Here is a 23615-nt window from a genome sequence, read left to right as displayed (position 1 = left end):
GCGGAAGGAGCTGGCTTCGCTCAAACCCACCGCATCCGCAGCATTCCCAAAACAGCTTGACCCCATGCGCTTTCGAATTGCTTCCCACCTTGCTCTGGCCGCAAGGCCAAGGCTAACGTCGCGCACTTTCAATCGCGTTGGGCTGAACTGAATGACCCGTATCGCCGTCGGCGGCTTCCTGCACGAGACCAACACCTTCGCTCCGACGAAGGCGACGTTTGAGGACTTCCAGCATGGCGGCGGCTGGCCGGCGATGACCGAAGGCGCCGACGTGCTGAAGGTGATGCGCCGCATCAATGTCGGGCTCGCCGGTTTCGCCGAGAGCGCCGAGGCCAATGGCTGGGAACTCGTTCCGACGATCGCCTGCGGCGCAAGCCCGTCGGCGCATGTCACCAAGAATGCCTACGAGCGCATCGTGAAGGTCATGGTCGACGGCATCAAATCGGCAGGTCCCCTCGATGCGGTCTATCTCGACCTGCACGGCGCGATGGTGACCGAGCATCTCGACGACGGCGAAGGCGAGATTCTGGCGCGCGTGCGCCGCATCATCGGCAACGATGTTCCCCTCGTTGCGAGCCTCGACCTGCACGCCAATGTCACGCCCGAGATGATCGCGCATGCCGACGCGCTGATCGCCTACCGCACCTATCCCCACGTCGACATGGCCGACACGGGCCGCGCTTCCGCGAGGCATCTTGCGCTGCTGCTCAAGACGAAGATGCGCTTCGCAAAAGCGTTCCGGCAATTGCCGTTCCTGATTCCGATCAGCTGGCAGTGCACCAACGACCAGCCCACCAAGGGCATCTACGAAAAGCTCGCCGCGCTCGAAAGCGATGCCGTGCCAACGCTGTCCTTCGCGCCGGGTTTTCCGGCGGCCGATTTCCGCGACTGCGGACCGAGCGTGTTCGCTTATGGCAAGACGCAAGCTGACGCTGATCGCGCCGCGGACGCGATCGTGAAGCTGATCGAAAGCCACGAGGACGATTTCGACGGCAAGATCTACGCACCGGATGAAGGCGTGCGCCACGCCATGGAACTCGCCAGGAGCGCGAGCAAGCCGATCATCATCGCCGACACCCAGGACAATCCGGGCGCCGGCGGCGATTCCGACACCACCGGCATGCTGCGCGCGCTGGTGCGCAACAAGGCGAGTGCCGCGACCGGCGTGATCTACGATCCGGACTCGGCGAAGGCCGCGCATGCGGCCGGAACCGGCGCGACCGTGACGCTGTCGCTCGGCGGCAAGTCCGGCATTCCCGGCGACGAGCCCTATCGCGAGACCTTCGTCGTCGAAAAGCTGTCCGACGGCCGCTTCATCGCGCCCGGCCCCTACTATGGCGGCCGCGAGATGGAGATGGGTCCGTCCGCGTGCCTTCGCATCGGCGACGTCCGCGTGGTCGTGAGCTCGCACAAGGCGCAGCTCGCCGACCAGGCGATGTATCGCTATGTCGGCATCGAACCGACCGAGCAGGCCATTCTCGTCAACAAGAGCTCGGTGCACTTCCGCGCCGATTTCGAGCCGATCGCGGCAAAGCTTTTGATCTGCGCCGCACCGGGCGCGATGCCGGCGGACACGGCCTCCCTGCCCTGGACCAAACTGCGCCCAGGCATCCGCATCAAGCCGAACGGCCCCGTTTTCACGCCCCTTTCACGCTAACTGGACAGGACACATGCCCACGATCGACCGCATCGACGGCTATGCCGACGAACTCACCGCCATCCGCCGCGACCTGCACGCCCATCCCGAGATCGGCTTCGAGGAAGTGCGCACCTCCGGCATCGTCGCCGACAAGCTGAAGAGCTGGGGCATCGAGGTGCATCGTGGTCTCGGCGGCACCGGCGTTATCGGCGTCATCAAGGGCAAAGGCACGAGCGGCAAGCGCATCGGCCTTCGCGCCGACATGGACGCGCTGCCGATGGAAGAGAATACCAACCTGAAATGGCGCTCGACCATTCCCGGCCGCTTCCACGGCTGCGGCCATGACGGCCATACCACCATGCTGCTCGGCACCGCGCGCTATCTCGCCGAGACCAGGAACTTTGACGGCACCGTGCATCTGATCTTCCAGCCAGCCGAGGAAGGCCTCGGCGGCGCCCGCGCGATGATCAAGGACGGGCTGTTCGAGAAATTCCCCTGCGACGAGCTCTACGGCCTGCACAACGCGCCCGATCTCAATCACGGCGAGATTGCGATCCTGCCGGGACCGGCGATGGCCGGCGCCGACTTCTTCGACCTCCGGATCAACGGCTATGGCGCGCATGGCGCAATGCCGGAGCGCTCCAAGGACGCGGTGGTGATCGCGACCACGCTGGCGCAAGCCATTCAGACCATCGTCAGCCGCAATGTCGAGCCGCTTCAGTCGGCCGTGGTGTCGATTACCCAGATCCATGCCGGCTCGGCCTATAACGTCATCCCCGGCGAAGCCCATCTCTGCGGCACCGTGCGCGCCTTCTCGGATGAAGTCCGCGCCCTGATCCGCGAGCGCATGCGCACCATTTGCGCCGGCGTCGCGAGCGCCTTCCAGTGCGAGATCGCAGCCGAAATCCGCGATGCCTTTGGCGTGCTCGTCAACCAGGTCGAGCAGTCCAAGGTGGTCGAGGAAGTCGCCCGCACCGTCGTCGATCCCGCCAACGTGATCACCCGCACCCAGCCGAAGATGGGCAGCGAGGATTTCGCCGACATGCTGCAGACCATTCCCGGCGCCTATTTCTGGGTCGGCCATGACGGCTCGGTGCCCGTGCACAATCCCGGCTACGTGCTCGACGACAAGATCCTGCCGATCGGTGCCAGCATGTTCGCCCGCATCATCGAAACGCGCATGCCGGCAGGTAGCAATGCATAAGCACGGCGCCGACGAGGCGGTCACCTCGCTGCACGATCTGGCCGCGGTCGACCTGATCGCGGGCTATCGCGCGAAACAGTTCTCGCCGAGCGAGGTGCTGGAGGACGTGCTCGAGCACGTCGCTGCGTGGGAGCCGCACCTCAAGGCGCTCTATGCGTTCGACCCCGACGGCGCTCGCGAGGTCGCCAAGGCCTCGACCGCGCGCTGGGCTGGCGGCGAGCCGTCCGGCCCGCTCGATGGCGTGCCGGTGACGATCAAGGACAACATCGCGACCAAGGGCGTGCCGGTGCCGCTGGGCGCGGCGAGCGTCAAGCTCGTGCCGGCCGAGAAAGATGCGCCGCCCGCCGCGCGACTGCGCGAGGCCGGCGCGATCATCTTCGCCAAGACCACCATGCCCGATTATGGCATGCTGTCCTCCGGGCTCTCCAGCTTCCATGCGCTCGCGCGCAATCCCTGGGACCTCTCCAAGAACCCCGGCGGCTCCAGCGCGGGCGCCGGCGCCGCCGCTGCCGCTGGCTATGGTCCCCTGCATCTCGGCACCGATATCGGCGGCTCGGTGCGCCTGCCGGCGGGCTGGTGCGGCCTCGTCGGCTTGAAGCCGAGCTTTGGCCGCGTGCCGATCGATCCAACCTATGTCGGCCGCGTTGCCGGTCCCATGACCCGCACGGTCGACGATTGCGCGCTGATGATGAGCGTGATCGCAAAGCCCGACCGGCGCGACGGCATGAGCCTGCCCGCCGAGCCCCTCAACTGGAAGACGCTGGACAAGTCGCCGCGCAAGCTCCGCATCGGCCTGATGCTCGACCTCGGCGTCGGGCTGCCGCTGGAGAAGCCGGTGCGCGAGGTCGCGGTCAAGGCCGCCAAGGCGTTCGAATCCGCAGGTGCCGTCATCACCGAAGTCGACGGCATCCTCACGCGCGAGATGCTCGACGGTCTCGACAATTTCTGGCGCGCGCGGATGTGGGACGATCTGTCGAAGCTCTCACCAGCCGAACAGGCCAAGGTGCTGCCCTATATCTTCAAATGGGGCGAGTCGGGCGCAAAGCTGTCGGGCGTCGAGGTGATCCGCGGCTTCAACCAGACCATGGCGATCCGCGCCGCCGCGGCAAAGCTGTTCTGCGAGCTCGACTATTTGATCTCGCCGACCGCGCCGAACGTGAACTTTCCGGCCGAGCTGGCGTCGCCAACCAACGATCCGATGAAGCCGTTCGAGCACATCTGCTATACCGTGCCGTGGAATATGTCGGAGAACCCCGCTGTCTCCATCAACGGCGGCTTCGATGCCAAGGGTTTTCCCATTGGCGTGCAGATCGTCGGCCGCCGCTTCGATGATATCGGTGTGCTCGGCTTGGCCAAGGCGTTCGAAGGCCTGCGTGGCGCGCAGCGGCCCTGGCCCAGCCCTCCGGCGAAATAACTGCAGTTCAGTCATTCCGGGTTGCGCCCTCTTGGCGCAAGCCCGGAATCCATTCATCGGCACAACTGGTGCGGAGAGATGGATTCTCAGGTGCAATTGCGCACCGTAGCTCGCGCTTCGCGCGCCGCGGAATGACGTGTTAGAGAGAACGATAAGAAACCAAGGAAGGAAATCCCATGGCGTATGAGACGATCAAATACGAGGTCGCCGAGCAGATCCTCACCATCACGCTGAACCGGCCCGACAAGCTCAACGCCTTCAACGCGCAGATGCAAGCCGAGCTGATCGACGCGTTCGACGCCGCCGACAAGGACGACAACGTCCGCGCCATCATCGTCACCGGCGCCGGCCGCGGCTTTTGCGCGGGCGCCGACCTCTCCTCCGGCGCGGACACCTTCGATCGCGACGCGCGGCGCGGGCCGGTGAAGCGGTTTGCCGACGGCAAGGTCGACTACAGCGATCCACAGGTGCGCGACGGCGGCGGCCAGGTGACCTTGCGCATCTTCAAGTGCCTGAAGCCGGTGATCGCCGCGGTCAACGGCCCCGCGGTCGGCATCGGCGTCACCATGCAGCTCGCGATGGACATTCGCATCGCATCCGACGCCGCACGGTTCGGCTTCGTGTTCTCCCAGCGCGGCATCGTGCCGGAGGCGGCCTCGAGCTGGTTCCTGCCGCGCATCGTCGGCATCTCGCAGGCCTTGGAATGGTGCTATTCGGGCCGCGTCTTCCCGGCGCAGGAAGCGCTCGCCGGCCGCCTCGTCAGCAAGGTCGTGCCGCCGGATGACCTCTTGCCGACCGCGCGCGCACTCGCCAAGGAGTTCGCCGCCAAGACCGCGCCGGTGTCGGTGGCGCTGATCCGTCAGATGATGTGGCGCATGATGGGCACCGACGATCCGATGGAGGCCCACAAGGTCGACAGCCGCGGCATCTACGCCCGCGGCCGCTCCGACGACGTGAAGGAAGGCGTGGTCTCGTTCCTGGAGAAGCGCCCCGCGCAGTTCAAGAACAAGGTCTCGACGGACATGCCGGACTATTTCCCGTGGTGGACGGAGCGCGAGTACAAGTGACCCTGGAGCCGACGAAGCCGCAAGACGGCGTCGTCCTCCTGCACGGGATCAGCCGGACGGCGCGCTCGTTTCGCAAGATGGAAATTGCGATCGAGCGCGCCGGCTACGCAACGCTCAATGTCGACTATGCGAGCCGCCGCAAGGCGCTCCAGGAGCTCGTCGAGGATATCGATCCTGCAATTGAATTGTTTGCGGGCGCCCTCGATGGTTCCGTGCATTTTGTCTGTCACTCCATGGGAGGGCTCGTTGCTCGCGCCTATCTCGCTCGGCGTCGTCCGCGGAATCTCGGCCGCGTCGTGATGCTCGGTACGCCGAACGGCGGCAGCGAGATCGCCGATCGATTGAAGAGGTTTCCCCTGTATCGCACCTTCTTCGGTCCCGCCGGACAACAGCTCGGCACACGTCGTGACACCACGACAGCGGCACTCCTGCCGCCGGTCGACTATCCCGTCGGGATCATTGCGGGCGACCGCTCGATCTATCCTGTGGCTGGCGCCCTGCTGCCGCGCCCCCATGACGGCCGGGTATCGGTTGCAAACACCGGCGTCGACGGCATGGCGGATCACATGGTGGTGCACGCCTCGCATCCATGGCTTGTGCGCAATGACGCGGCGATCGCCGCGACCCTTGCATTCTTGCAGGATGGACGATTTACGCCGGGATCAGCTCGTAGGGTGGGTTAGCCCTGCGGCTGCGCAAAGCGCAGTCCGCTTGGCGTAACCCACCTCTTTACTTTCCGCGCATTGAGAGAAGCGGTGGGTTACGCTTCGCTAACCCACCCTACTTTCTTACTCCATCACCAGCGCCACGCGGCCGATGGCCTTGCGGTCGAGCAACAGCCGCATCGCCTTCGCAAAATCCTCCAGCGGCAGGCGGTGCGAAACGTTGGGGCGGAGCTTGCCCTCCTCCGCCCATTTCAGCAGCGCCTTCAAGCGCACCTCGCCGAGCGCCGGATTTTTTCGTACCGCTTCGCCGGCGCGCACGCCGAGCACGCTGGCGCCCTTGATCAGCAGCAGATTGGTCTTCGCCGAGCCGATACCGCCGGTGAAGCCGATCACCAAGAGCCGCGCGCCCCAGGCGATGCAGCGCATCGAGTCTTCAAAGACCTGGCCGCCGACGGGATCGAACACGACGTCCGCGCCGCGGCCCTCGGTGATGCGCTTGACGGCATCGCGGAACGGCTCGCGGTCATAGCGGATGAGATGATCCGCCCCGCGCGCCTTGGCGATCGCCAGCTTCTCGTCGCTGGAGGCCGTCGCGATCACGGTAGCCCCCAACAGCTTGCCGATCTCGACGGCGGCAAGACCCACGCCGCCACCGGCGCCGTGCACCAGCAGGACCTCGCCCGGCTCGACCCTGCCGCGATCGATCAGTGCATGATAGGCGGTGCCGTGGCCGGCGAGATAGGTCGCCGCTTCCGCATAGTCGAACGTCGACGGCATTGGGGTGAGCTGCGACGTCGTCACCGCCGCTTCATCGGTGAATGCGCCGTGGCGCATCTTGACGATGACCCTGTCGCCAACAGCGAAGCCGCTCGCTTCCGACCCGACCTCGCTCACATCGCCGGCGGCCTCCATCCCCGGCGTGAAGGGCAGCTCCGGCTTGAGCTGATATTCGCCCGCGGCCATCAGCACGTCGGGAAAATTGAGCCCGGCAGCGCGGATCGCGACACGCACCTCGCCCGGCCCGAGCGGCCGGGAGGGAAACTCCTCGAGCCGCAAAGTCTCGGGCGCACCGAGCGCGCGGCAAACGACAGCCCGCACCATCAGGCCGCGCTCGCCCTGCGGCGCAGCAGCGCCTCGCGGATCAAAGGCAGCCGGTCGTTGCCGAAATACATGTCCGTCTTGCCGACGAAGATCGTCGGCGAGCCGAAGCCGCCGCGGGCCACGACCTCCTCGGTGTTGGTCTTGAGCTGGTCCTTGATGCCCTGATCGGAAATGCCGGCAAAGAATTTCTGCTCGTCGACGCCGACCTTCCTGCAGATCTCGGCGAGCACCGCGTCCTGCGAGATGTCCTTGTCCTCGCCCCAATAGGCCTCGAACAATGCGGTCGCGAACGGCACCATGTCGTTACCGAGCCAGATGCAGCCGCGCATCGCTTTCACGCTGTTGACCGGAAACACCGTCGGCGGCATCTTGATCGCCAGACCGGCTGAACGTGCCCAGTCCTCGAGGTCCTTCTTCATGTAGCGCGCCTTCAGCGGCACCGGCTTTTCGCGCTGCGCGTAGACGCTGGGATTGACCGTGTTGAATATCCCGCCGACCAGAATCGGCCGCCAGGAGATCTCGTCGCCAAGCTCTTTTGCCAGCGGCTGGATATTGTGGAAGGCGAGATAGGTCCAGGGGCTGGAACAGTCGAAGAAGAACTCGATCATGGCGTTTCCTTTTTCTATTTCGCGGTCCTCATCCTGAGAGACCGCGCAGCGGTCGTCTCGAAGGATGGCCGCGGGTGACAGTCGGGCCTTCATGGTTCGAGACGGCGCTACGCGCCTCCTCACCATGAGGACCAGGCACTACTTCTTTCCCAACAGCTCCTTGCACGCTCGCCGAACATAATCTTGCGTGATTCCTCGTCGAACGGCTCCTTCACGAACTTGCCGATCGCAAGTCCCGCCTGCACCTGCGGCCTCGCCCGCACCTCGGCGTACCAGCGCTTCACGTTCGGATAGTCGTCGAGCGTAAAGCCCTGCGCCTTGTGGGTCATGGCCCAGGGGAAGCAGGCGATGTCGGCGATGGAATAGTCGCCGGCGACATAGGCACTGGTTTTGCCGAGCTGCCGGTCGAGCACGCCATAGAGCCGCGCCGCCTCATCGCGGTAGCGCGAGATCGCATAAGGAATCTTCTCCGCCGCATAGAGCGCGAAATGGCCGTGCTGGCCGAGCATCGGCCCCAGCCCGGCCATCTGCCACATCACCCACTGGATGGTGGTGGACCGGCCGCGCAGATCGGACGGCAGGAAACGGCCGGTCTTCTCCGCCAGATAAACCAGGATCGCACCGGTCTCGAAGGCCGAGAACGGCGCGCCGCCATCGGCGGGTGCACGATCGACGATTGCGGGAATCCGGTTGTTCGGGGAGATCGCCAGAAACTCGGCGCTGAACTGCTCGCCGGCGCGGATGTTGACGGGGATCACGTTATAGGAAAGCCCGAGTTCCTCCAGCATGATCGAGATTTTCCAGCCGTTCGGTGTCGGCGCGTAGTAGAGATCGATCATCGCCTTCCCTGTCGATATCGCCGGTTTCAGCGACTTTTGTTGTTCTGTACCTCGACGTTAAGACATGGCAGGAAGGGGCGCAATCACAACCGATGCGGAGGGCCGCCATGCTGTTTCCAACCACGATCGCCGGCTCCTTGCCGAAGCCGGATTGGCTCGCCGAGCCCAACATGCTCTGGGCGCCCTGGAAGTCGAAAGGCGATGAGCTTGCTCGCGCCAAGCGCGACGCGACGATGCTTGCGGTCAAGGTCCAGGAAGACGCCGGCATCGATATCGTTACCGAGGGCGAGCAGGCCCGGCAGCATTTCGTGCACGGCTTTCTGGAGAAGATCGACGGCATCGATTTCGCCCACAAGGTCGAGATGGGCATCCGCAAAGACCGCTACAAGGCAATGGTGCCGCAGGTGGTCGCGCCGCTCCAGCTCAAGGGGCGCGTCCACGCTGATGAAGCGCGCGTGGCACGCACGCATACGATGAAGAAGCTGAAATTCACCCTGCCCGGCCCGATGACCATCATCGACACCGTCGCCGATCGCTATTATGGCGACCGGGTGAAGATGGCCTTTGCCTTTGCCGAGCTGCTGAACCAGGAAGCCAAGGCGCTGCAGGCCGATGGCGTCGATATCGTGCAGTTCGACGAGCCCGCCTTCAACGTCTACATGGACGAGGTCAACGACTGGGGCATCAGGGCGCTGGAGCGCGCCGCCGAGGGCCTCACCTGCGCGACCGCCGTTCACATCTGCTACGGCTACGGCATCAAGGCCAACACCGACTGGAAGGAAACGCTCGGCGGCCAGTGGCGGCAGTATGAGCAGATCTTTCCGGCGATCGATGCGAGCTCGATCCAGCAGGTCGCGATCGAGTGCCGCAATTCCAAGGTGCCGCTGGATCTGCTCGCGCTGCTCAAGAACAAGATCGTGCAGGCCGGCGTGATCGATGTCGCCAGCGATACGGTCGAGACCGCCGACGACGTCGTGCAGGTGATCGATGCGGTGTCGAAATTCGTGCCCAAGAGCAACATCATCGCGACCACCAATTGCGGCATGGCGCCGATGCGGCGGGAGATCGCGGAAGCCAAGCTGATGGCGCTCGGCGCCGGCGCCGCGCTGGCGCGCGAGAAGCTGGGGTGATGGCTTTGGTCCGTCTGGCACTCGTCGTCGCTGCGATTGCGGCGATCAGCTTGCCGGCACGCGCTGAGGACCGCTCCGTGCTTCTCAATTGCAAGGCAATGGTGGAGCGCGCGTCGAAAGATGCGGGCACCGCCAGCGAGGCCGAGCTCACCCGCTGCCGCCAGGTCATCCGCGAATGGGCGTTGCGCGACGCGCGGATGACGGTAGATGAGCAGGGGCGGCCGCTGAGGTAGCAGGTATTGCCACGTGCACACTGCGCTCTCTCCCCCTTGCGGGCAGGGCTATCGCATATGAGAGAGAGTTTGGCAGGCAGCCTCCTTGCGGCCCATCATTCGAGACGCCCGCTTTTGGCGGGCTCCACAGGATGAGGTCTTGTTTTGCGGCAAAATCTTAGACCCTTATGGTGAGGAGCGCCGCCTTACGGCGTGTCTCGAACCATGAAGGCCGAGCGCGCGCCACAAGGGTATATGCGATAGCCCTGCCCGCAAGGGGGAGAGCTGGAGAGGGGGTAGCCACGAACTCCGCTCTCGCTTGGGGCTACCCCCCTCCCTGGCCCTCCCCCGCAAGGGGAGAGGGAACTGACTGTACGCTGGGATGCAGTGTAACCTCATAGCCGGCATGCAAAGCGCGTAGCGTCGACGGTGGCGTCAGCAGTGTTGCTTCGTCCGGCTGACGCTCCACCGCGACATAACCCGCCGGCGACCACAACAGCGCCCTGCCCTGCGTCACCAGAAAGCTCTCCTCGCCTTGGCTCACCATCGCGCCGTCAGGGAGCTGGTCGAGCGGCATCACGAGTGCGTGCAGCCGCTTCTTGCCGTGCTCCAGCCGCTCGTGGTGCAGCACCGTGTCGATGTCGTGCATGCGGACATCGTGCACGCGATTGCCTTTCTCCCATGCGGCCCGGAAGCGATTGGCATCGTCGCGGCGGCAATAGAAGCAGGGACGATGGCCAGCGGCGAGCGCGGTGGCCTCGTCCAGGAAGAACAGCTCGGTCCAGCTTTGCGTCGCCATCACCTCGCGGCGGCGGCCACGGAATTCGCAAGTACAGGTCAGCCAGGCCGGCGTCGACCAGCGCTTCTTCAGCAGCGTCTTCGTTGCGGGATCATGGATGATGCCGCGGTTGCCGGTAAACATGCCCCGGTGCGGGGTGGCGATGATGTCGCCGGTCGGCGTAACGCGATTTTGCAGGGGCATGAGCGCGGCTCTCCTCCCTCTCCCCGCCCTTCGCGGGGAGAGGGTCGGGGTGAGGGGCTGCATCCACAAATATGGTGAGAGACGAACTCGCGGGAGCTCCCCCTCACCCGGATTGCATCTTCGATGCAGTCCGGCCTCTCCCCGCACGCGGGGAGAGGCAAAAGATCAAGCCGCGCCGTCGCGGAGCGGCGGGTGGTAGGAGAGCGCGGTGTCCCAGGGGAAGAATATCCACGTATCCTGCGACACTTCCGTGATGAAGGTGTCGACCAGCGGGCGCCCCTTGGGCTTGGCGTAGACGGTGGCGAAGTGCGCATCGGGCAGCATCTCGCGCACCAGCTTGCCGGTCTTGCCGGTGTCGACGAGGTCGTCGACGATCAATAATCCCTTGCCGGTGCCGCCGCCTAGCTTCATCGCCGCTTCGGAAACGCCCTTGAGCACCTGCAGGTCGCCCTGCTTGGTGTGGTCGTAGCTGGCAATGCAGACCGTATCGATCACGCGCACCCCGAGCTCACGCGCGACGATCGCGGCCGGCACCAGGCCGCCGCGCGTGATCGCGATCACCGCGTGAAACGGACCGACCTCGTTGAGCCGCCAGGTCAGCGCCCGGCAATCCCGGTGGAACTGATCCCACGAGACCGGGAAAGCCTTCTGCGCGCTCAGTTCCGGTGCTTCACCAGCCATTGTCGTCTCCTGCCAATCGTCGTCCAGCAGCTCCGTGCTCAAGCATGATCCGGAAGAGTGTGCAGCGGTTTTCCGACAAGATCATGCTCAAAGAAGAAGCTAAAGCGCGTGCAAGGCAAGCGCTTTAGCGGGTGATGTTCAATCCTGCCAGCATTTCCTTCACCGCGGCCATCGCGCCCGCGAGCTTCTCAGGATCGCGCGAGCGTACCACCAGATTGGTGTTCGGCTTCTGCTCCTCATCCATGAAGGGATAGCTGCCGATGATGGTGTCGGGATGAGCGGCGGCGATCGCCCGCAGCGGGCTGCCGATGTCGCCCTCCCGCGCATTGGCGCGGACCGATTCGGAGAGCATGCGGACGCCCGATTTCAGCTTGGGCGAGACGATGTCCATCATCGCCTGCATGATCGACGGCACGCCGGCCATCACGATGACATTGCCGATCTTGAAGCCGGGGGCGAGGATGGTCGCGCTCTGGATCAGTTCGGCGCCGTCGGGAATGCGGGCCATGCGCAAGCGGGCCTCGTTGAGATCCTGCCCGCTCCAGCGCTCGCGGAAGCGGGCGACCACCTCCGGATGATGATCAATGCCGACGCCGAACGCCTTGGCCACGCTGTCGGCGGTGATGTCATCATGGGTCGGCCCGATCCCGCCGGTGGTGAAGACGTAGGTGTAGCGTTGCCGCAGTGCATTCAACGCGGCGATGATGTCGTCCTCGTCGTCGGAGACGACCCGGACCTCCTTCAGGTCGATGCCGATGTTCGTCAGGTATTCGGCGATGAAGCCGATATTCTTGTCCTTGGTCCGGCCGGACAGGATTTCATCCCCGATGACCAGAATGCCCGCCGTGACGATCTCGCTCATAAATCAAAGTCCCTCACCTGTCGCGCCGACTTTGCCGAGGTAACGCGTTGAAGTCACGCGGTTTTGCTGCCGAAATAAGCAGTCCTCAGCCATTTTTTCAGGCAGCCTGCCGACTATCCCCGGCAAATGCCCACAGTCCATGCTTATCGCGCTGGCCCGGGCCTTGCTACCACCCCGGGAAGTCATGCACTCTCCCAAGCATGGCCACGGAGAACAGTCGGGATCTATGGCAGTCGCGTTTGATGAAATGAATATTCCCGGCGGGGACCTTCGCCCCGCCTATCAGGAGCTGGCACGCTGGCTCAAGGAGACGCCTCCCGAGGCGCTCGAATATCGCCGCCAGGAGGCCGAGCTGCTGTTCCGCCGCATCGGCATCACCTTCGCGGTCTATGGCGAGGCCGAGTCCACCGAACGCCTGATCCCCTTCGACGTGATCCCGCGGATCATGTCGGGCAAGGAATGGGCGCTGCTGGAAAAGGGCCTGAAGCAGCGCGTGCGCGCGCTCAACATGTTCCTGCGCGACATCTATCACGGCCGCGACATCCTGCGCGCCGAGGTCGTGCCCGACGATCTGATCTTCCAGAACCCGGTCTTCCGCCCCGAGATGAACGGCCAGCAGGTGCCGCACGACGTCTATGTGCACATCGCCGGCATCGACATCGTCCGGGTCGACGCCAACGACTTCATCGTGCTGGAGGACAACGCCCGCACGCCGTCGGGCGTGTCGTACATGCTGGAAAACCGCGAGATCATGATGCGGCTGTTTCCGGACCTGTTCGCCCGGCACCGGGTGGCGCCGGTCGAGCGCTATCCGGACGAGTTGCTCGCAGCCTTGCGCTCGGTCGCGCCGCAAAGCGCCTCCGGCGAGCCGACGGTCGCTCTTCTCACCCCCGGCGTCTACAACTCGGCCTATTACGAGCACTCCTTCCTCGCCGACAAGCTCGGCATCGAGCTCGTCGAGGGCCGCGACCTCATCGTCAAGAACAACGAAGTGTTCATGCGGACGACCGAGGGGCTGAAGCGGGTCGACGTGATCTATCGCCGCGTCGACGACGATTTCCTCGATCCCCTCACCTTCCGTCCCGACTCCGTGCTCGGCGTGCCCGGGCTGATGTCGGCCTATGCGGCCGGCAACATCACGCTCGCCAACGCCGTCGGCACCGGGATCGCCGACGACAAGGCGATCTACTCCTACATGCCGGATATCGTGAAATTCTATCTCGGCGAGGAGCCGATCCTGAAGAACGTGCCGACCTGGCGCTGCCGGGAGCCGAAGGATCTCGCCTACGTTCTCGACAACCTCAATGATCTGGTCGTGAAAGAAGTCCACGGCTCCGGCGGCTACGGCATGTTGATCGGCCCCGCGGCAACGAAGGCGACGATCGAAGCCTTCCGCGAGAAGCTCAAGCGCGAGCCGGAAGGCTTCATCGCCCAGCCGACGCTGGCGCTCTCGACCTGTCCGACCTGCACGGCGTCGGGCCTTGCTCCGCGCCATGTCGACCTGCGGCCCTTCGTGCTGACCGGCAGCAGGCGCACCACGATCGTGCCCGGCGGGCTCACCCGCGTCGCTCTGAAGGAGGGCTCGCTGGTGGTGAATTCGAGTCAGGGCGGCGGCACCAAAGACACCTGGATTCTGGACGAGTAGAGAGATGCTGTCGCGTACCGCCGAAAACCTCTACTGGCTCGCCCGCTACGTCGAACGGGCCGAATATCTCGCGCGCACCATCGATGCGACGCTGCGCGTTACCGCGCTTCCCGCCGCCTATATCGGCAAGACCAATGAATGGGACTCGGCGCTGCTCACCGCCGGCGTCGCCGCAAGCTTCTATCAGCAATATCAGGAAGCCAACGAAACCAACGTCGTCGACTATCTCTCCTTCTCGGCGGACAATCCGTCGTCGATCCGGAATTGCATCGAGGCGGCGCGGCTGAACTCGCGCTCGGTGCGCACGGCGCTGACCAGCGAGATGTGGGACACCATCAACTCGGCCTGGATCGAGCTCCAGGCGGTCTGGAGCAAGGGCACCTCGACGCGCGAGGATCTGGCAAAGTTCCTGCGCTTCGTGCAGGAGACCTCGCTACGCTTCGACGGCTCGGCCTACCGCACCATGCTGCGCAACGACGCCTACTGGTTCTCGCGGATGGGCGTGCATCTCGAACGCGCCGACAACACCGCGCGCATCCTCGACGTGAAGTACCACGTGCTGCTGCCCGAGGAGGAGCATGTCGGCGGCCCGCTCGACTTCTATCAGTGGAGCTCGATCCTGCGCTCGGTGTCGGCGCTCACCGCCTATCACTGGGTCTATCGCGAGACGCTGAAACCGTGGCTGATCGCGGATCTCTTGATCCTCAACGACACGTTGCCGCGGTCACTCGCGAGCTGCTACGGCAATCTCGTGCGCAACCTCGACCAGATCGGCGTCGCCTATGGCCGGCAAGGCCCGGCCCAGCGCCACGCTCGCGGCATCCGCAACCGGTTGGAGCACTCCAACATGAACGACATTTTCCAGCACGGCGTGCATGAATTCATTCAGGAATTCATTGCCGACAATTCCAGGCTGGGCGAAATCATCACGAGGCAGTATTTGATCTGATACAAGCTGTCATTCCGGGGCGCCCGCAGGGCGAACCCGGAATCTCGAGATTCCGGGGGCGCGCTTCGGGCGCCCCGGAATGACGACGCCAGAACAACCGGTCCACCATGCGCCTGCGAATCCAGCACACCACGACCTATCGCTACGAACCTCCGGCGACGAGCGTGATCCAGATCCTGCGCATGACGCCCGGCAGCCATGACGGGCAATATGTGGCGGAATGGCAGATCGACGTCTCGACCGACACCAAGCTCGACACCCATGAAGACGCCTTCGGCAACGTCACCCATGTCCTGTCCTGCGGGTCTGTCGGCGACATCAAGATCTTTGCCGAGGGCCTGATCGAGACGCACGACACCGGTGGCGTGCTGCGCGGCACCGATGAACGCTTTCCACCGGGCATGTTCCTGCGTACGACCGAGCTGACCGAAGTCAATCCGGCGATGTCCGCGGTTGCGCGTCAGTTGCGCGCGGAAGCCGAGAGCGACACGCTCGGCTTCCTCCACACCTTGATGACGCAGATCAGCGACCACATGACCTTCGACGAGGACCCGACCAACAGCGGCACCTCGGCGGCGGAGGCGTTCACGCTCAAGCGCGGCGTCTGCCAGGACTATGCGCATATCTTCATTGCCTGCGCCCGTACCGGCGGCGTGCCGGCGCGCTTCGTCTCCGGCCACTTCCTGCGCTCCGACGGCACCATCCACCAGAATGCCGGCCACGCCTGGGCGGAGGCCTTCGTGCCGGATCTCGGCTGGATCGGCTTCGATCCGGCCAACTGCATCTGCTCGACCGATGCCCATGTCCGCGTCGCGATCGGGCTCGACTATCTCGGCGCAGCCCCGGTGCGCGGCACCCGCTATGGCGGCGGCCTGGAGACGCTGACGGTGGCGGTCAAGGTCGAGCAGGCCGGCCGCGGCGGCGGGCAGTCGCAATCGCAGTGGCAGGGGTGACTGTCTAGCTCGTCATGCCGGGGCGCGCGCCAGCGCGAACCCGGCATCAGGCCTCAGCGCTTGGGATGAAGTGGATTCCGGGCTCGCGCCTTCGTCGCGCCCCGGAATGACGAACTCACCCAGCCGCCTCACGGGAATTGGGGTTGGACCGGCCTTTGAAATTGGCTAGTAATTCCGCGCAAACGCGTTCGGGGACTGGAAATGACCTATTGTTGCGGAATCCTGGTTCGGGACGGGCTCGTCATGATCGCCGACACCCGCACCAATGCCGGCCTCGACAACGTCTCGACCTTCCGCAAGCTCCACATCTTCTCCAAGCCCGGCGAGCGCATCATGGCGATTGCGAGCGCGGGCAATCTCGCCATCAGCCAGTCGGTGCTGTCGACCCTGACCGAGGGCCTGGAAGATCCCGACACGGGCGAGATCGAGACGCTGATGAACGCGCCGACCATGTTCCAGGCGGCACAGCGCATCGGCCGCGCGATCCGGGCGGTGCACGCCACCGAAGGACCGGCGCTGAAATCCGAAGACGTCTCGTTCGACGTGTCCTTCCTGTTCGGCGGCCAGATCAAGGGTGCGCGCATGCGCCTGTTCATGGTCTACACCGCCGGCAATTTCATCGAATGCACCACCGACACGCCGTACCTGCAGATCGGCGAACACAAATACGGCAAGCCGGTGCTCGACCGCGCCATGCATTACGACGTCGAACTCTACGAGGCGCTGAAGACCGGCCTGATCTCGATGGACTCGACGATGCGCTCCAATCTCGGCGTCGGCCTTCCCATCGACGTGCTGGTGGTGCGCGCGGATGCCTGCGATGCCGATCTCAATCACCGCATCGAGGCCGGCGAGCCCTATTTCCACGATCTGCGCTCGCGCTGGTCGGCGGCCTTGCGCGCCGCGCATCAGAACATCCCGCGGCCGCCCTACAAGAATGAAAAAGAACCCAAAACCTGACAGCTCCAGAGAAAAGGCAGGAAACAATGAGTGAAGCAAAGAAGATCGCAGTGGTGACGGGCGCCGGCACCGGCGTCGGACGCGCGGCAGCGCTGGCGCTGATGAACACCGGCTTCACCGTGGTGCTCACCGGTCGCCGGCTCGACATGCTCGAGGAGACGGCAAAGCTCGGTCCAGCCGGCAAGAGCCTCTGCGTCACCGCCGACATGACCAAACCGGACTCGATCGCCGCGCTGTTCGCCAAGGTGAAGGAGACCTATGGCCGTCTCGACGTGCTCTTCAACAATGCCGGCATGGGCGCGCCGCCCGTCAACTTCGAGGACCTCAGCCTCGAACAGTGGCAGGCGGTGGTGAACACCAATCTCACCGGCCCGTTCCTGTGCACCCAGCACGCCTTCCGCATCATGAAGGACCAGACCCCGCGCGGCGGCCGCATCATCAACAACGGCTCGATCTCGGCCCATGCGCCGCGGCCGTTCTCGGCCGCCTACACCTCGACCAAGCACGCCATCACGGGCCTGACCAAGGCCAGCAACCTCGACGGCCGCATGTACGACATCGCCGTCGGCCAGGTCGACATCGGCAACGCGGCAACGCCGATGACCGACCGCATGGTCAACGGCCCCGGCGTGCTGCAGCCCGACGGCACGACCAAGCACGAGCCGCGCATGGACGCGAAAGCAGTCGGCGATGCCGTCGCCTACATGGCGGGCCTGCCGCTCGATGCCAACGTGCTGACCATGACGGTCATGGCCACCAAGATGCCGTTCGTCGGGCGCGGCTAAGGTCTTTCCTCAGCCCTCTCCCGCTTGCGGGAGAGGGCTGGCGCCCTGCGCCTTATTCAAAAACTGAAAAACAACCCCATGCACAGTAGGCGTCAAGGGGCGCCGACTGCTGCTCGGCTGGCGGGGTGAGATGACGTAATCCCGTGCACTGCCTCTACAATTGTCATTGCGAGCGCAGCGAAGCAATCCAGAGTCTTTCTGCGGAGGGATTCTGGATTGCTTCGCTGCGCTCGCAATGACGGCGGAGGGGGCTCAGACCCCTACTCCAGACTCTCCACCTGCCGAAGGCTCGGAAACAGCTTCATCCACAATAGCGCCACCGCGACGGTACAGACACCACCGAGCACGGCAGCGGGCATGGCGCCGAACAGTGCGGCTGTCAGGCCGCTCTCGAACTGGCCGAGCTGGTTCGAGGCGTTGATGAAGAGGAAGTTCACCGCACCGACGCGGCCGCGCATTTCGTCGGGCGTAGCCAACTGCACCAGCGAGAAGCGGATCACGACGCTGATCGTGTCGGCCGCACCGAGAATTGCGAGCGACAGCACCGAGAGCCACATCCAGGACGACAGCGCGAAGACGACGGTGGCAACCCCGAACACGATCACGGCCTGGAACATGCGCAGGCCGACATGCCGCGAGATGGCGTGTCGCGCCAGCACCATGGTCATCAGCAGCGCGCCAACCGCGGGCGCGGCGCGCAGCACGCCGAGCCCGACCGGGCCGGTCTGCAGGATGTCACGGGCATAGATCGGCAAGAGCGCGGTGACGCCGCCGAACAGCACGGCGAACAAGTCGAGCGAGATGGTACCGAGGATCGCCGGATTGCCGCGGATGAAGCGGACGCCGGCAAAGATGTTGTCCCCGCTCGCATCCTTGGCGATCGCCTGCGGGCGCGGCCGGATGAAGCCGGTCAGGATCATGCCGAGAAGCCAGAACAGCACCATCACGGCGTAAGCGAGATGCGGTGCGATCGCATAGGCGAAGCCGCCGAGCGCGGGCCCGGTGATGGTCGCGACCTGCGCCGCGCCGCTCGAGATCGCGGTCGCGCGCTGGAGCGATCCCTGCGGTGCGATCAGCGGCAGCATCGCCGCGGTCGTCGGGCTCTCGAAGGCTCCGGCGATGCCGAGCACGAAGGTCGCGACGAAAATCTGCACCTCGCCGACCGCGCCGAGCCAGGTGATGACGGCGAGATAGAGCGCGGTCGCCGCTTCCACGAGCTGGCAGAGCTGCACGACGCGCTTGCGCTCGAAGCGGTCGGCGGCGTGGCCGGCGACGAACACCAGCAGCGCCGTGGGAAGGAACTGCACGAGCCCGACCATGCCGAGGTCGAAGGCCGAGCCGGTGAGATCGTAGATCTGCCAACCGATCGCGACCGCCGCGATCTGGCTGGAAAAGCGCGACAGGCTGCGCGAGAGCAGGAAGAACAGGAAGGCGCGATGGGAGAGGAGCGCGCGGGCACTGACCGGCGGATTCGCCGGCACCGCCTGCCCTTCACTTAGCTCTTGACTCACCTATTCGACCATCCGCGCCGGATCTTGACGTAGCCCCGCGTGGCTGACACCGGCTTGCTTGTCAACAGCGGGAGGCTTTGGTCAGCTCCCGGCATTGCGTTTGCAATGCACGAGCTGCCATAATCATTGGGGGTTTGGGGACATCATGCTGCGGTTGCAATCGGCACTCGGCATTTTTGCATTGCTGCTGATCGCCTGGGCGCTCGGCGAAAACCGCCGCGCGGTCTCGCTGCGCCAGGCGGCGATCGGGCTCGTCGTCACTCTTGTCACCGCGGTCGTCCTGTTGAAGCTGCCGGTCGTCGCGCACGCCTTCGGCGCCATCAACGACGCAGTCGGCGCGATCTCGTCGGCTTCGCGCGCCGGCTCGTCCTTCGTGTTCGGCTATATCGGGGGCGGCCCCCCGCCCTTCGACGTCAAGGTGCCCGGAGCCGACTTCATCCTGGCGTTCCAGGCCCTGCCGATCGTCCTGGTCATGAGCGTGCTGACGACGCTGCTGTTCTATTGGCGCGTACTGCCGCCGATCGTGCGCGGCATGGCCTGGCTGCTCGAACGTACGCTCGGCGTCGGCGGCGCGGTCGGGCTGTCGACCGCCGCCAACATCTTCCTCGGCATGGTCGAGGCGCCGCTGTTCGTGCGGCCGTATCTGGCGCAGATGACCCGCAGCGAATTGTTCCTGGTGATGACCGGCGGCATGGCCGGCATCGCCGGCACGGTGCTCGTGCTCTATGCGACGCTGCTGGCGCCGCTGATCCCCGATGCAGCCGCGCATTTCGTCATCGCATCCGTGCTCGGCGCGCCGGCTGCGATCCTCGTCAGCCTGATCATGGTGCCCGAGACCAGCGACAAGCGCACCGGCGGCGCGCTGGAGGATCCCGAGATGGAGGTCTCCAGCACGATGGATGCCATCGTGAAAGGCACGAGCGCAGGCCTCGAGCTGCTGCTCAACATCGTCGCGATGCTGCTGGTGCTGGTGGCGCTGGTCTATCTCGTCAACGCCATCCTCGGCCTGCTGCCCAACATTGGCGGCGCCGCGATCTCGCTGCAACGGCTGCTCGGGCTGGTGATGGCGCCGGTGTGCTGGCTGATGGGCCTGCCCTGGGATCAGGCCGTCACGGCCGGCAGTCTCATGGGCACGAAAACCGTGCTCAACGAATTGATCGCCTATGTCGATCTGTCGAAGCTGTCGCCGGACGCGCTCGATGCACGCTCGCGCCTGATCATGCTCTATGCGATGTGCGGCTTCGCCAATTTCGCCAGCCTCGGCATCATGATCGGCGGCTTAGGGGTGATGGCGCCCAAGCGGCGCGACGAGATCAACGCGCTCGGACTGAAGTCGATCGTATCGGGGACACTGACGACCTGCCTGATGGGCGCGATCGTGGGGGTGTTGAGTTAGCTCTCTCCGCCTGTCATTCCGGTGCGCGACGAAGTCGCGAGCTATGATGCGCAATTGCGCATCAGAGAATCCATCGAGCGTCAGCGCTTGCGGTGAAATGGATTCCGGGCTCGCGCTGCACGCGCCCCGGAATGACAACGGAGAGAAGTGGGCGCCCTCCTAACAGTGCCTACGCCTTCAGCTCCACCTTCCGGTCAACCGCACAACTTCGTCTTCTCCAAGATACGACGCACCTCACCCTGCTTGGCACGGCACGGCTCGGCCGCCATGGCCTTCGCCTCACTGTCACGTCCCTGCGCGTACAGCACCACCGCCATCACGGCCGGCGCCGCGGAGCGCACCGGCCCGCCCGCCACATCTGATGCGGCGAGCGACATGGCGGTTCGCACTTCCGCCTCGGCGGCAGCGAAGCTCTTTTGTCCCATGAGGAAGATCGCATGGAACAGATGAGCCCGCGGGTCTTTCGGGTAGCGGGTGACGAGATCGAAAGACCGGCTGACGCGCTCGTCGCCATTCGCCGGCATTTCCGACGCGGGGATATAGTGCGCGGCGTCGGCCATGTAGGACGAATAATGAGCAGCGGCGAAGCCGGCGCAGATCAGAGATCCGACGCATCCTGCGAGCAGCGTCATACTGGCGCTCCGCGGCAGGCTGTCATAGGACCAGAAGACGAGCCACGGCATGATGGCAAGCGCGCCGCCGGCCAGCGCACCACCAGCATGGGCAAAATAGTCAACATTGCCGGAGGCTCCAAAGGCAAGCGGCAGCAGTGCGGGAACACCGAAGAAGAGCGACGTCTTCAGTCTCGACATTGTTTGATCGGCGTCCGCTTCGGGATCGAAGCTCGCGACAAACAGCGCGGCGATGAGCCCGGTAATGGCGCCGGACGCACCGACGCCTGGCACGCCGGGCGCATTGCCCAGGAGCGAGCCGGCCTCGCCGACCAACGCACTGGCAACAAAGATCAGCGAAAACCAGCCACGGCCGATCAGAGGCTCCAGCCTGACGCCGACGATGAACAGCGCAATGGCGTTGCCTATGAGGTGCCAATCGCTGCCATGCAGAAGCGGCGCAAGGCCAATCCGCCACCACTCTCCCCTTCCGACAACCAGATCATAGCCGGACGCGCCCTGAGCGATCAGCGAGTGGACATCGAGTGAGCCGTCCGGCGCAATGTCGATGGCCAGACTGCGTTGCAGAGCGAAGATCAGGAGCAGACCGAAAATCAGGCCAATGGTGAGGAAAGGGATATCGGCCAGAAGCTTGTTGTCGCCAAAAAGCGTCCCCTCACTGGACAAGGACCGAGCGCGGTCGCGCACGACCGCTGACGCGATCGGCGCGGCGACGGGTTGAAACGATGCTCTTGGGGGTGGCGCCACCGCGCCGCGTCGGCCAAAAGTGTTGGTCGCCATGAAAGCATTTCCCGCATTTTCACAGCCTTGAGTTGACGCGAGGGGTATTTTCGACAGGTTAGCGGCCGCCCTGCGCGGCGGCTGAAATCATCCGATAGGTAACTGCCCGGTTTCGCGGATCGGGCGCATTCTAGCGATCGCCTGTACTGCCACATGACCGCAGTATCTGGGATCAGGCCGTGACCGCTAGAAGCTTGATGGGCACCAAGACCGTGCTCAACGAACTGGTCGCCTATGTCGACTTCTCAAAGCTGTCGCCGACGCCGCTGACGACGTGTTCCACCCGTCATTCCGGGGCGCCGCGGAGCGGCGAGCCCGGAATCCATTTTGCCGCGTGTGATGCGGCCCGATGGATTCTCTGATGCGCAATTGCGCATCATAGCTCGCGACTTCGTCGCGCCCCGGAATGACGAGTGGAGAGACGTGTGCGCCCTTCCTGACAGCGGCCTACGCCTTCAACTCCACCGTCTTGAACTCCGCCGGCAGGATCACCTCCAGCAGTTCGACGTCGTCCGAATAATCCAAAATCATGTGCTTGATCTTCGGCGGCTGGGTCCAGGCGCTGCCTTGCATCATCATGGTCTCGCCCTGCCCGTCCATGTAGGTCTTCACCCAGCCCTTGAGCACATAGACCATCTGGAATTCGACGTCGTGATAGTGAAGCTTCGAGACCTCGGCCGGATTGCACGGCGGCAGCAGGCGAATGACATGCGCTTGCGCGAGACCGTGGGTTGCGGCGGAAATGCCGAGGTCGCGATACTGGGCGTAGGCGCGCAGGCCGTCGGCCTTGAAATCTTCTTCGCGGTGATGGCTGACGGCAATGCGCTGCTTGGGCCGTGCAGGTTTCCTGGCAGTTGACTTGGCCGCTGTCGTGCGGGCCTTCGCCTTCACCGTCTTGCGTGCGGTGGACCGCGCCGCGGTCTTGTTGCCGCTCCACTTCTTCCGGACCGCGGACTGCGCGGCGCTGCGCGATGCCGGCTTCTTGGACTTGGCCATGGCTGCCTCCCGTTGTTGTTATGGACAAGAGGCTAGCACAGAAATGAGAAATCGTAGGGTGGGCAAAGCGGAGCGTGCCCACCATGCAAATGCGATCGTGGAGAGATGGTGGGCACGGCGCGCACGAGCGCGCCTTTGCCCACCCTACCAGTGCTGCGGCGCCGCGTCCGGCGTCAATGCAACCTGAACACCCCGTCCACGGCGCGCAGCTCGGCGGGCTTGATCAGCTTGGAGTGCGCTACAGTCACCGAGAATAGCGGGCCGTCGAGCTTCTCCTCCCAGAATGCCAGGAAGTCGGTCAGCGCCGGGAATTTCGGGAAGACATCGTAGTTCTGCCAGACGTAGGTCTGCAGCAGCGAGGGGTGATCCGGCATCCGATAGAGAATTTGCGCCGTCGTCAGCCCGTAACCCAGCATCTGTTTCCGGAAGTCCTCGGAAACGCCCCCAACCCGTAAGCCCATGCCAACCTCCTTTGCAGGAGCGCATATTCAGCGGGTGGCTTGATCCGTGCCCCGGGAGCCACCCGGCGGAGATGCGCTCACATGAGAGAAATGTGACGCAAACTGACAATCCATCTCAAGCCCAAAGGTTTAACAAGCTGTTG

The 23615-nt window shown here is 64.6% G+C and carries 24 protein-coding genes; 14 read left to right on the top strand and 10 right to left on the bottom strand.

Features of this window, described 5'->3' with window-relative positions:
* Positions 1–151: 151 nt before the first annotated feature.
* The 5 genes from AXW67_RS20990 to AXW67_RS20970 all read left to right on the top strand — a co-directional run bounded on the left by AXW67_RS20990 (position 152) and on the right by AXW67_RS20970 (position 6007).
* Complete coding sequence (locus tag AXW67_RS20990; protein WP_063679370.1) at positions 152–1657, top strand: M81 family metallopeptidase; 1506 nt, start codon at positions 152–154, stop codon at positions 1655–1657.
* Between the two features lie 13 nt (positions 1658–1670).
* Entirely contained in the window at positions 1671–2843 is a 1173-nt protein-coding gene (locus AXW67_RS20985; RefSeq protein WP_063679369.1) for a M20 aminoacylase family protein, read from the top strand.
* Positions 2836–4257 (top strand): amidase, encoded by a 1422-nt coding sequence (locus AXW67_RS20980; protein WP_063679368.1) that lies wholly within the window; start codon positions 2836–2838, stop codon positions 4255–4257. The genes AXW67_RS20985 and AXW67_RS20980 overlap by 8 nt, the downstream gene beginning before the upstream one ends.
* A 176-nt stretch (positions 4258–4433) precedes the next feature.
* A complete protein-coding gene (locus AXW67_RS20975; RefSeq protein WP_063679367.1) occupies positions 4434–5324 on the top strand; it encodes a crotonase/enoyl-CoA hydratase family protein in 891 nt (296 codons plus the stop codon).
* A complete protein-coding gene (locus AXW67_RS20970; protein WP_063679366.1) occupies positions 5321–6007 on the top strand; it encodes an alpha/beta fold hydrolase in 687 nt (228 codons plus the stop codon). The genes AXW67_RS20975 and AXW67_RS20970 overlap by 4 nt, the downstream gene beginning before the upstream one ends.
* Before the next feature lie 105 nt (positions 6008–6112).
* On the opposite strand, the gene AXW67_RS20965 is transcribed toward AXW67_RS20970, so the two are convergent.
* The 3 genes from AXW67_RS20965 to AXW67_RS20955 all read right to left on the bottom strand — a co-directional run bounded on the left by AXW67_RS20965 (position 6113) and on the right by AXW67_RS20955 (position 8537).
* Positions 6113–7090 (bottom strand): NADPH:quinone oxidoreductase family protein, encoded by a 978-nt coding sequence (locus AXW67_RS20965; RefSeq protein ID WP_063679365.1) that lies wholly within the window; start codon positions 7088–7090, stop codon positions 6113–6115.
* Positions 7090–7698: a 2-hydroxychromene-2-carboxylate isomerase gene (locus tag AXW67_RS20960; RefSeq protein WP_063679364.1), complete on the bottom strand. Its 609-nt coding sequence runs from the start codon at positions 7696–7698 to the stop codon at positions 7090–7092. The genes AXW67_RS20965 and AXW67_RS20960 overlap by 1 nt, the downstream gene beginning before the upstream one ends.
* Positions 7699–7817: 119 nt before the next feature.
* Positions 7818–8537, bottom strand: a complete 720-nt coding sequence (locus AXW67_RS20955; protein WP_063679363.1) for a glutathione S-transferase N-terminal domain-containing protein — start codon at positions 8535–8537, stop codon at positions 7818–7820.
* 107 nt (positions 8538–8644) lie between these two features.
* Between AXW67_RS20955 and AXW67_RS20950 the strand changes: the two genes are divergently transcribed.
* Both AXW67_RS20950 and AXW67_RS20945 read left to right on the top strand, forming a co-directional pair.
* Complete coding sequence (locus AXW67_RS20950; protein WP_063679362.1) at positions 8645–9667, top strand: methionine synthase; 1023 nt, start codon at positions 8645–8647, stop codon at positions 9665–9667.
* The gene (locus tag AXW67_RS20945; protein WP_035684879.1) at positions 9667–9900 is read left to right on the top strand and encodes a hypothetical protein; all 234 of its coding nucleotides are present in this window, start codon (positions 9667–9669) and stop codon (positions 9898–9900) included. Before AXW67_RS20950 ends, AXW67_RS20945 begins: the two co-directional genes overlap by 1 nt.
* Before the next feature lie 304 nt (positions 9901–10204).
* On the opposite strand, the gene AXW67_RS20940 is transcribed toward AXW67_RS20945, so the two are convergent.
* From AXW67_RS20940 to AXW67_RS20930, 3 genes are all read right to left on the bottom strand, one after another.
* Complete coding sequence (locus AXW67_RS20940; protein WP_063679361.1) at positions 10205–10861, bottom strand: hypothetical protein; 657 nt, start codon at positions 10859–10861, stop codon at positions 10205–10207.
* 165 nt (positions 10862–11026) lie between these two features.
* A complete protein-coding gene (gpt, locus tag AXW67_RS20935; protein ID WP_027552472.1) occupies positions 11027–11542 on the bottom strand; it encodes a xanthine phosphoribosyltransferase in 516 nt (171 codons plus the stop codon).
* Positions 11543–11666: 124 nt separating this feature from the next.
* Positions 11667–12404 (bottom strand): competence/damage-inducible protein A, encoded by a 738-nt coding sequence (locus AXW67_RS20930; RefSeq protein ID WP_063679360.1) that lies wholly within the window; start codon positions 12402–12404, stop codon positions 11667–11669.
* Positions 12405–12630: 226 nt separating this feature from the next.
* Here AXW67_RS20930 and AXW67_RS20925 point away from each other — a divergent pair, with 226 nt between their 5' ends.
* The 5 genes from AXW67_RS20925 to AXW67_RS20905 all read left to right on the top strand — a co-directional run bounded on the left by AXW67_RS20925 (position 12631) and on the right by AXW67_RS20905 (position 17696).
* On the top strand, positions 12631–14049 hold the full coding sequence (locus AXW67_RS20925; protein ID WP_063679359.1) for a circularly permuted type 2 ATP-grasp protein: 1419 nt from the start codon (positions 12631–12633) through the stop codon (positions 14047–14049).
* Positions 14050–14053: 4 nt separating this feature from the next.
* Positions 14054–14998 (top strand): alpha-E domain-containing protein, encoded by a 945-nt coding sequence (locus tag AXW67_RS20920; RefSeq protein ID WP_027552475.1) that lies wholly within the window; start codon positions 14054–14056, stop codon positions 14996–14998.
* 107 nt (positions 14999–15105) lie between these two features.
* Positions 15106–15951, top strand: coding sequence for a transglutaminase family protein (locus tag AXW67_RS20915; RefSeq protein WP_063679358.1), 846 nt, complete (start codon positions 15106–15108; stop codon positions 15949–15951).
* Between the two features lie 201 nt (positions 15952–16152).
* Entirely contained in the window at positions 16153–16911 is a 759-nt protein-coding gene (locus tag AXW67_RS20910) for a proteasome-type protease (protein WP_027552477.1), read from the top strand.
* A gap of 26 nt (positions 16912–16937) precedes the next feature.
* The gene (locus AXW67_RS20905) at positions 16938–17696 is read left to right on the top strand and encodes an SDR family oxidoreductase (protein ID WP_027552478.1); all 759 of its coding nucleotides are present in this window, start codon (positions 16938–16940) and stop codon (positions 17694–17696) included.
* 260 nt (positions 17697–17956) lie between these two features.
* On the opposite strand, the gene AXW67_RS20900 is transcribed toward AXW67_RS20905, so the two are convergent.
* A complete protein-coding gene (locus tag AXW67_RS20900; RefSeq protein ID WP_063679357.1) occupies positions 17957–19207 on the bottom strand; it encodes an MFS transporter in 1251 nt (416 codons plus the stop codon).
* Between the two features lie 145 nt (positions 19208–19352).
* Here AXW67_RS20900 and AXW67_RS20895 point away from each other — a divergent pair, with 145 nt between their 5' ends.
* Complete coding sequence (locus AXW67_RS20895; RefSeq protein ID WP_063679356.1) at positions 19353–20603, top strand: NupC/NupG family nucleoside CNT transporter; 1251 nt, start codon at positions 19353–19355, stop codon at positions 20601–20603.
* Between the two features lie 194 nt (positions 20604–20797).
* Here the strand turns inward: AXW67_RS20895 and AXW67_RS20890 are convergent, their stop codons facing one another.
* Positions 20798–22015, bottom strand: a complete 1218-nt coding sequence (locus AXW67_RS20890; protein WP_027552481.1) for a rhomboid family intramembrane serine protease — start codon at positions 22013–22015, stop codon at positions 20798–20800.
* Positions 22016–22212: 197 nt separating this feature from the next.
* Here AXW67_RS20890 and AXW67_RS42785 point away from each other — a divergent pair, with 197 nt between their 5' ends.
* Entirely contained in the window at positions 22213–22377 is a 165-nt protein-coding gene (locus AXW67_RS42785; RefSeq protein ID WP_245315651.1) for a hypothetical protein, read from the top strand.
* An 85-nt stretch (positions 22378–22462) separates the two neighbouring features.
* Here AXW67_RS42785 and AXW67_RS20885 read toward each other — a convergent pair whose 3' ends face one another.
* Positions 22463–23011 (bottom strand): cupin domain-containing protein, encoded by a 549-nt coding sequence (locus tag AXW67_RS20885; RefSeq protein WP_027552482.1) that lies wholly within the window; start codon positions 23009–23011, stop codon positions 22463–22465.
* A gap of 173 nt (positions 23012–23184) precedes the next feature.
* Positions 23185–23472: an usg protein gene (locus AXW67_RS20880; RefSeq protein ID WP_027552483.1), complete on the bottom strand. Its 288-nt coding sequence runs from the start codon at positions 23470–23472 to the stop codon at positions 23185–23187.
* Positions 23473–23615: the final 143 nt, after the last annotated feature.

The sequence above is a fragment of the Bradyrhizobium neotropicale genome, from assembly GCF_001641695.1.
GTDB lineage: Bacteria > Pseudomonadota > Alphaproteobacteria > Rhizobiales > Xanthobacteraceae > Bradyrhizobium > Bradyrhizobium neotropicale.
Note: the sequence above shows the minus strand (reverse complement) of the source record. Positions and strands in the feature narration are given on the sequence as shown.